The organism is Paracoccus spongiarum (genome assembly GCF_030732095.1).
GTDB classification, from domain to species: Bacteria; Pseudomonadota; Alphaproteobacteria; order Rhodobacterales; family Rhodobacteraceae; genus Paracoccus; species Paracoccus spongiarum.
This window is the reverse complement of the sequence record NZ_JAVAMQ010000046.1, coordinates 1-6,019: the sequence shown is the minus strand read 5'-3', so window position 1 is coordinate 6,019 and position 6,019 is coordinate 1. Positions and strand designations below refer to the sequence as shown.

Annotated in this window: 7 protein-coding genes; 2 read left to right on the top strand and 5 right to left on the bottom strand. The window is 65.8% G+C overall.

From position 1 onward, the window contains the following. Nucleotides 1–27: 27 nt before the first annotated feature. From Q5Y72_RS19440 to Q5Y72_RS19420, 5 genes are all read right to left on the bottom strand, one after another. Nucleotides 28–507: a DUF411 domain-containing protein gene (locus Q5Y72_RS19440; protein WP_305965045.1), complete on the bottom strand. Its 480-nt coding sequence runs from the start codon at nt 505–507 to the stop codon at nt 28–30. Nucleotides 508–567: 60 nt separating this feature from the next. Continuing rightward, nucleotides 568–1,167 carry an SCO family protein gene (locus tag Q5Y72_RS19435; protein WP_305965044.1) on the bottom strand — a complete coding sequence of 200 codons (600 nt, stop codon included), beginning with the start codon at nt 1,165–1,167 and terminating at the stop codon, nt 568–570. Continuing rightward, a complete protein-coding gene (locus Q5Y72_RS19430) occupies nt 1,146–1,547 on the bottom strand; it encodes a copper chaperone PCu(A)C (RefSeq protein ID WP_305965043.1) in 402 nt (133 codons plus the stop codon). The genes Q5Y72_RS19435 and Q5Y72_RS19430 overlap by 22 nt, the downstream gene beginning before the upstream one ends. Nucleotides 1,548–1,624: 77 nt before the next feature. After that, nucleotides 1,625–2,218 (bottom strand): SCO family protein, encoded by a 594-nt coding sequence (locus tag Q5Y72_RS19425; RefSeq protein WP_305965042.1) that lies wholly within the window; start codon nt 2,216–2,218, stop codon nt 1,625–1,627. 92 nt (nt 2,219–2,310) lie between these two features. Beyond that, nucleotides 2,311–3,633 carry an Nramp family divalent metal transporter gene (locus Q5Y72_RS19420; protein WP_305965041.1) on the bottom strand — a complete coding sequence of 441 codons (1,323 nt, stop codon included), beginning with the start codon at nt 3,631–3,633 and terminating at the stop codon, nt 2,311–2,313. A gap of 129 nt (nt 3,634–3,762) precedes the next feature. On the opposite strand from Q5Y72_RS19420, the gene mntR reads away from it, so the two are divergent. Beyond that, nucleotides 3,763–4,212, top strand: coding sequence for a manganese-binding transcriptional regulator MntR (gene mntR, locus Q5Y72_RS19415; protein ID WP_305965040.1), 450 nt, complete (start codon nt 3,763–3,765; stop codon nt 4,210–4,212). A gap of 239 nt (nt 4,213–4,451) precedes the next feature. Beyond that, a complete protein-coding gene (locus Q5Y72_RS19410; protein ID WP_305965039.1) occupies nt 4,452–5,939 on the top strand; it encodes an alkaline phosphatase in 1,488 nt (495 codons plus the stop codon). Nucleotides 5,940–6,019 lie beyond the last annotated feature (80 nt).

Genomic DNA, 6,019 nt, shown 5'->3' with positions numbered 1-6,019 from the left:
CTTGTGCAACAGAGCCGGTTCGGATAGTCAGCCTCGGCTGTCGTACTTGGCGAAGACCTCGGTCGAGCCGTCGCGGCGGATCAGGAGTACCTCGTAGGCATCTCGCGCCTCCTCCGGTCCCATCCCCGGCGAGCCATAAGGCATCCCCGGCACTGCAAGCCCAATCGCGTCCGGCCGTTCTGAAAGCAGGCGACGGATGTCGGCGGCCGGGACATGGCCCTCGAGCAGATAGCCCTCTGCCATTCCGGTATGGCAGGAGATCACCCTTTGCGGCACACCCACCTCCGATTTGTAGACCATCAGGAGCGTGCCGTAGCGCTCTTCCTCGGTCACAGTGAAGCCTTCATCGCGAAGATAAGATACCCATGCCGTGCAACACTCACAGCCCGTTCCCTTCACGACGTGAATCGACGTGCCTGCGGCCCAGCCCGCGCGCGCCGCGAGTGCCGCACCTGCAAACCCGGACAGCATCGCGGCGCGTCGGGTCATCCGGACTTCAGTCTTCATGGTCGGTCTCCTGATCGGGAGGGTTTCACTGTCGCTGCATCGTGAGAATTGGGCCGTTGCTCATGCGCCAAGGGCCCTGCGGATCTTGGGGAGGGCGAAGCGGCGATCCTCGTGATAGTCGATGATGCTGGCAAAGCGTCCGTCGGCGCGGAACAGGAACACGCCGGCAGTGTGGTTCATCGTGTAACTGCCATCCTGCGGCACCTTCTCGAACCTTGCCCGGAACCCGGCAGCCACGCGTTCGACCTCGGCCAGAGGGCCGGTGAGGCCGGTGATGCGGGGATCGAAGTTCGCGACGTAGTCGGCGAGGACGGCCTCGGTGTCGCGCTCGGGGTCAACGGTGATGAAGGCGACGTTCAAGCGGTCGGCGTCCGGCCCCAGGTCCTCAAGCCAGAGCGAGATGTCGCTGAGCGTGGTGGGGCAGACATCCGGGCACCAGGTGAAACCGAAGAAGGCCAGCGTCGGTCGGCCGATCCAGTCGGCGGGGGTCACGGTTCTGCCTCGATGGTCGGTCAGGGTAAACGCCATCTCGCCGATCGCCAGCGGCAGCAGCGCGGGTTGCGGCGACCCGCCGCTCCGCCACCAGCCGAGGCCAAGCGTGAGGGCCGCGGCCCCTGCGCCCCCGCCAAGGCCCAGGATCACTGCCCGGCGTGCGCGCAATCCGGCCCCTCCGCACGCATCGACAGGACGTCGACAGTCACCGTCACCTCGCCTGCTCTCTGGAAGGTCAAGGTCACGGGGAAGCTGCCGCCTTCCTTCAGGGCAGTCACCAGGCCCATCAGCATTCCGTGATACCCGCCCGGGGCAAGGGCCACCGTTTGTCCCGCCGGAACCGGCACGGACATGGAATGCGGCATGGAGGCGATGCCGTCGGTGACGACAGTTTCATGCAGCATCGGCATCCCCGCAGCCGGGGTCGCGATCCCGACAAGGGCATCGTCAGCGCTGCCGGCATTCGTGATCTCGACATAGAAGACGCCGGGTCGGTCGGCGCCGATCGTGGCGCGCGACCACGCATGCTCGATGGTCAGATCGCCCACCGCAAACGGTTCGCAGGCGAAGGCGGCCGGGGCGGTCAAGGTCAGGGCGGCAAAAAGGGCAACGCTTTTCATCGGTCTCACAATCTCGATTTCAGGTCTGCGAGGATTTCGGATGCGGGCGTGCCATAGGTGAACTGGCGCAGCCAGTCCCCCTCCGGCCCGATCAGGTAAAGCGCGGGGCTATGCGACATCGTGTAGCCGTCGGGGGCGGCCGCGTCGTCCTCGCGCGCGAAATGGATGCGGAAACTGTCGGCCGCTGCGCGGGTCTGGTCTGCGTCTCCGGCCAGACCGATGATCGCCGGGTGGAACGCGGCCGTGAACGCGGCCAGCCCCAGCCGGCGGTCGCGTTCGGGGTCGATGGAGATGAAGAGCGGCTGAACCTTGTCCGCGTCCGGGCCAAGATCGTCGATCACCTGCGCGACCTCGGAAAGCGTGGTGGGGCAAACATCGGGGCAATTCGTGAAGCCGAAGAACACCAGAAGGTGCTTGCCCGCAAAGTCCGCTGGCGAATAGAGGCGCCCCGCGTCATCGGGCAAGGAAAAGGTCGGCCGGAACGGCGCCTCGGAGACCAACGCGGGGGCGCGATAAGGTCCCCACAGCAAGGCGCCATAGGCAAGGACAGCGATCCCCGCCGCCGCCCACAGTGCTTTCTGCAACCTGGTCAACCGCATCCGTTCCCATTCCCAGTTTTCGCGCCATGGCTAAACCCTCCAGCAGCTTGAGGTTCAAGCCTCAAGTCCCGCCGTCACGCGATGGTGAAGCCTCAGCCGAACAGCACCGTACGCAGCAGGTTCATGTTCAGCACGATGATGGTCACCGCGATCAGGGCGCAGAGCGCGGTCAGCCACAAAGGGGCGACCAGATCGCCCATCTTGGCCCGGCTGGACGTGAACATGACCAGCGGCACGATGGCGAAGGGCAACTGGAACGACAGCACGACCTGGCTGAGGATCAGAAGCTGGCCGGTCTCCTGGCTGCCATAGATCAGGATGACCGCCATCGCCGGCACGATGGCGATGAGGCGCGTGATCAGCCGCCGCAGCACCGGGCTGATGCGGAAGTTGATGAACCCCTCCATCACGATCTGGCCCGACATCGTGGCCGTCACCGTGGCGTTCAGCCCGCAGCACAGGAGCGCCACGCCGAACAGCGTCGGCGCGAGTCCGCTGCCAAGAAGCGGCGACAGCAGGGCATGGGCCTGGTCGATCTCGACGATCTCGGTATTGCCCGAGGCGTGGAAGGTCGCGGCGGCCAGGATCAGGATCGAGGAATTGACCACCAGCGCCAGCATCAGCGCGATGGTGCTGTCCCAGGTCGCCAGTCGCAGCGCCTCGCGCTTGTGGCCGGGATCCTGGCCAAAGGCGCGCGTCTGCACGATGCCGGAATGCAGATACAGGTTATGGGGCATCACCGTCGCCCCGATGATGCCAAGCGCGATGTAGAGCATGTCCGGGTTGGTCACGATCTCGACCGAGGGCGCGAAACCGACGATGACGGCATTCCAGTCGGGATCGGCCATGGCGATCTGCACCAGGAAACAGGCCGCGATCACCATCAGCAGGCCGATCACGAAGGCCTCGACCCAGCGGAACCCGCGGTTCTGCAGCCACAGGATCAGGAACACGTCGGCGGCGGTGATGAAGATGCCGATTTCCAGCGGGATGCCGAACAGCAGGTTCAGACCGATGGCGGTGCCGATCACCTCGGCAAGGTCCGTGGCGATGATCGCGGCCTCGGCAAACAGCCACAGCGGCACCGACACCCAGCGCGGAAAGGCATCGCGGCAGGCCTGGGCAAGGTCGCGCCCCGAGGCGATGGCAAGCCGGGCGCAGAGCGATTGCAGGAGGATCGCCATGATGTTCGACAACAGCGCGACGAACAGCAGCGTATAGCCGAAGGCCGCACCCCCGGCGAGCGAGGTCGCCCAGTTGCCCGGGTCCATGTAGCCCACCGCGACCAGATAGCCCGGCCCGATGAAGGCCAGGAACCGCCGGAACGGCGAGCGGCCCTGCGGCACGGCAATGGAGCGGAAGACCTCGGAGAGCGACGGGGTTTCGCGGTCGTGCTTCCAGGCGGCAGAGGACATGGCGGGCCTTTCGGGCGGGGCCGGGACCCCGCGCAGGGCGCGGAATGGTCGGGGCGCATAAAGTTAGTCGAAGCTAACAAATCACCCCGCGCCTTTACCTGTCAATCCGCTTCGTGCAAGACTGCAGCGATGAAACCGTCCGATCCCGCACCGCAGACGCCCGATGACCGCCCTGCCGACCCCCGGGCCGAGGCGTTTCAGGGCGTCCGTGCTGCGCGCCGCAGTGAACTGGCCGAGGATTATGTCGAGCTGATCGCCGAGTTGATCCACACGCAGGGCGAGGCACGGCCCGTCGATATTGCCGCCAAGATGGGAGTAACGGCGCCCACGGTGGCCAAGACCCTGGACCGGCTGGCCCGCGAAGGCCTTGTCACCCGCGCCAGATACCGGTCAGTCTTCCTGACCGACGAAGGCCGGGCGCTGGCGCAGGAATGCCGCCGCCGCCACGAGATCGTGCTGAGGTTCCTGCTCAGCCTCGGCCTCGACGCGGAAACGGCCGAGCGCGACGCGGAGGGTATCGAACATCACGTCAGCGAGCGGACGCTGGTCCTGTTCTCGGCCTTCGCCATCCGGTCCTAGGCGTCCGGTCCGGCGCCGTGCGCAATGGATTGCCGGGCGGTGACAAGGCCGTCCGGAGGGAAGTATTACAGCCGCTTGCCGTTCCGGAAGAATTCAGGCGTCTGACGGACGCCCGCGGCCTTTCCCTGCCGGGCCATGACGGTCGCGCAGGCCCGGTCGCGCAGTGTTGCGGCGGTCGAGTTTCACATCAGTGTTGCCAGAGGCGACTACAGCTTCGTTACCACAAAGGAGCACTGCCAATGAAAAGAGCAATTTCGACTGCACTATTTCTTTCGACCGCAACGGCTGGCCAAGCCCAGGACCTCTTGCAGGCCGACAGCGTCTGGCTCAGGGACGCGGCGGCGGTCCTTGAAGCACGCGTCGCGGCGACACCGCTGACCGGCACCGCGAAGAACGTCATCCTGATCGTCGGCGACGGCAACGATGTTGCCGCGACCTATGCCACTCGGCTTTATATGGGCCAGAAGGCGGGCGGGTTCGGCGATGAGTTCGTGCTGCCGCAGGACACCTTCGCGAATGTTGCGCTGATCAAGACCTACCTGCCCAACGCTCAGACCCCCGACAGCGCACCGACGGCCACCGCCCTGAATACGGGTGTCAAGACCGACGACGGGGTGATCGGTCTGGACGAGGACGCCAATCTCGAGGATTGCGCGACCTTTGCCGGCAATGAGCTGACCTCGCTTGCGGAAATCGCCACGGCGGCGGGCAAGTCGGTCGGCAACGTCACCACCACGCGCATCACCCACGCGACCCCGGCGGCAGTCTATGCCCGCACCGTGGCGCGCGACTGGGAATCGTCGGTTCCCGAGGGCTGCACCGCGCAGAAGGACATCGCCCAGCAGTTGGTCGAGGCGATGGACAAGGGCATCATCGACGTCGCCATGGGGGGCGGACGCCGCGAGTTCCTGCCCTCGAACATGCAGGGTGAAGAAGGCGACGGGGGCAACCGCAAGGACGGCCTCAACCTGATTGCAGCGGGCATGGACAAGGGCTGGGCCTATGCCTGGAACAAGGAAACCGCCGCGGCGCTGCCGCTGGACGGCTCCAAGCCGATCCTCGCGCTTTTCGAAGGCAGCCACATGCAGTACGAGGCCGACCGCACCGACGAGCCCTCGCTGGCCGAGATGACCGAAGCGGCGATCAAGGCGCTGTCGACCAACCAGAACGGCTTCTTCCTGCAGATCGAGGGCGGCCGGATCGACCACGCGCTGCACGATGGAAACCTGGCGCGCGCCGTGGCCGATGGCGAGGCGATGGCGAAGGCGATCCAGATGGCCGACGACATGACCAATGACGAGGACACACTGATCATCGTCACTGCCGACCACGGCCACAACCTGGCCTTCAACGGCTATTGCGGCCGCGGCTCTTCGATCCTGGGCCTGTGCATGGAAATCGATCCCAACGGCGTCGCCGCCAAGGACACGCCCAATCTCGCCGCCGACGGCAAGCCTTACACGGTGGCCGGCTTCGTCAACGGTCCGGGCGCGATCGTGACCGAGCTGGCCGACGGCAGCTGGGTCGGCAACCGGCCAACGGTCACTGAGGAAGAGGCTGAAAGCCTTGACTACCTGCAACAGTCGAGCGTGCCGACGGACAGCGAAACGCATTCCGGCGTGGACATCCAGGCCTATGCCAAGGGCCCCTGGGCGCATCTGGTCGGGGGTGTCGTCGAGCAGAACTATCTGTTCAACGTCATGACCTACGCGATGTCGGCGAAGTAGGCGCGCAGTCCAGTTCGGCAAAGGGGGCGGCCCGCAGGGGGCCGCCCTTCATCATTATGGCAGCGTTGCCTGCGGGTGCC

Excerpts from the sequence above, each read along its gene's own strand:
- Q5Y72_RS19420 (WP_305965041.1), bottom strand. The coding sequence starts at position 3,633 with ATGTCCTCTGCCGCCTGGAAGCACGACCGCGAAACCCCGTCGCTCTCC.
- Q5Y72_RS19410 (WP_305965039.1), top strand. The coding sequence starts at position 4,452 with ATGAAAAGAGCAATTTCGACTGCACTATTTCTTTCGACCGCAACGGCT.
- Q5Y72_RS19440 (WP_305965045.1), bottom strand. The coding sequence starts at position 507 with ATGAAGACTGAAGTCCGGATGACCCGACGCGCCGCGATGCTGTCCGGG.
- mntR (WP_305965040.1), top strand. The coding sequence starts at position 3,763 with ATGAAACCGTCCGATCCCGCACCGCAGACGCCCGATGACCGCCCTGCC.
- Q5Y72_RS19425 (WP_305965042.1), bottom strand. The coding sequence starts at position 2,218 with ATGCGGTTGACCAGGTTGCAGAAAGCACTGTGGGCGGCGGCGGGGATC.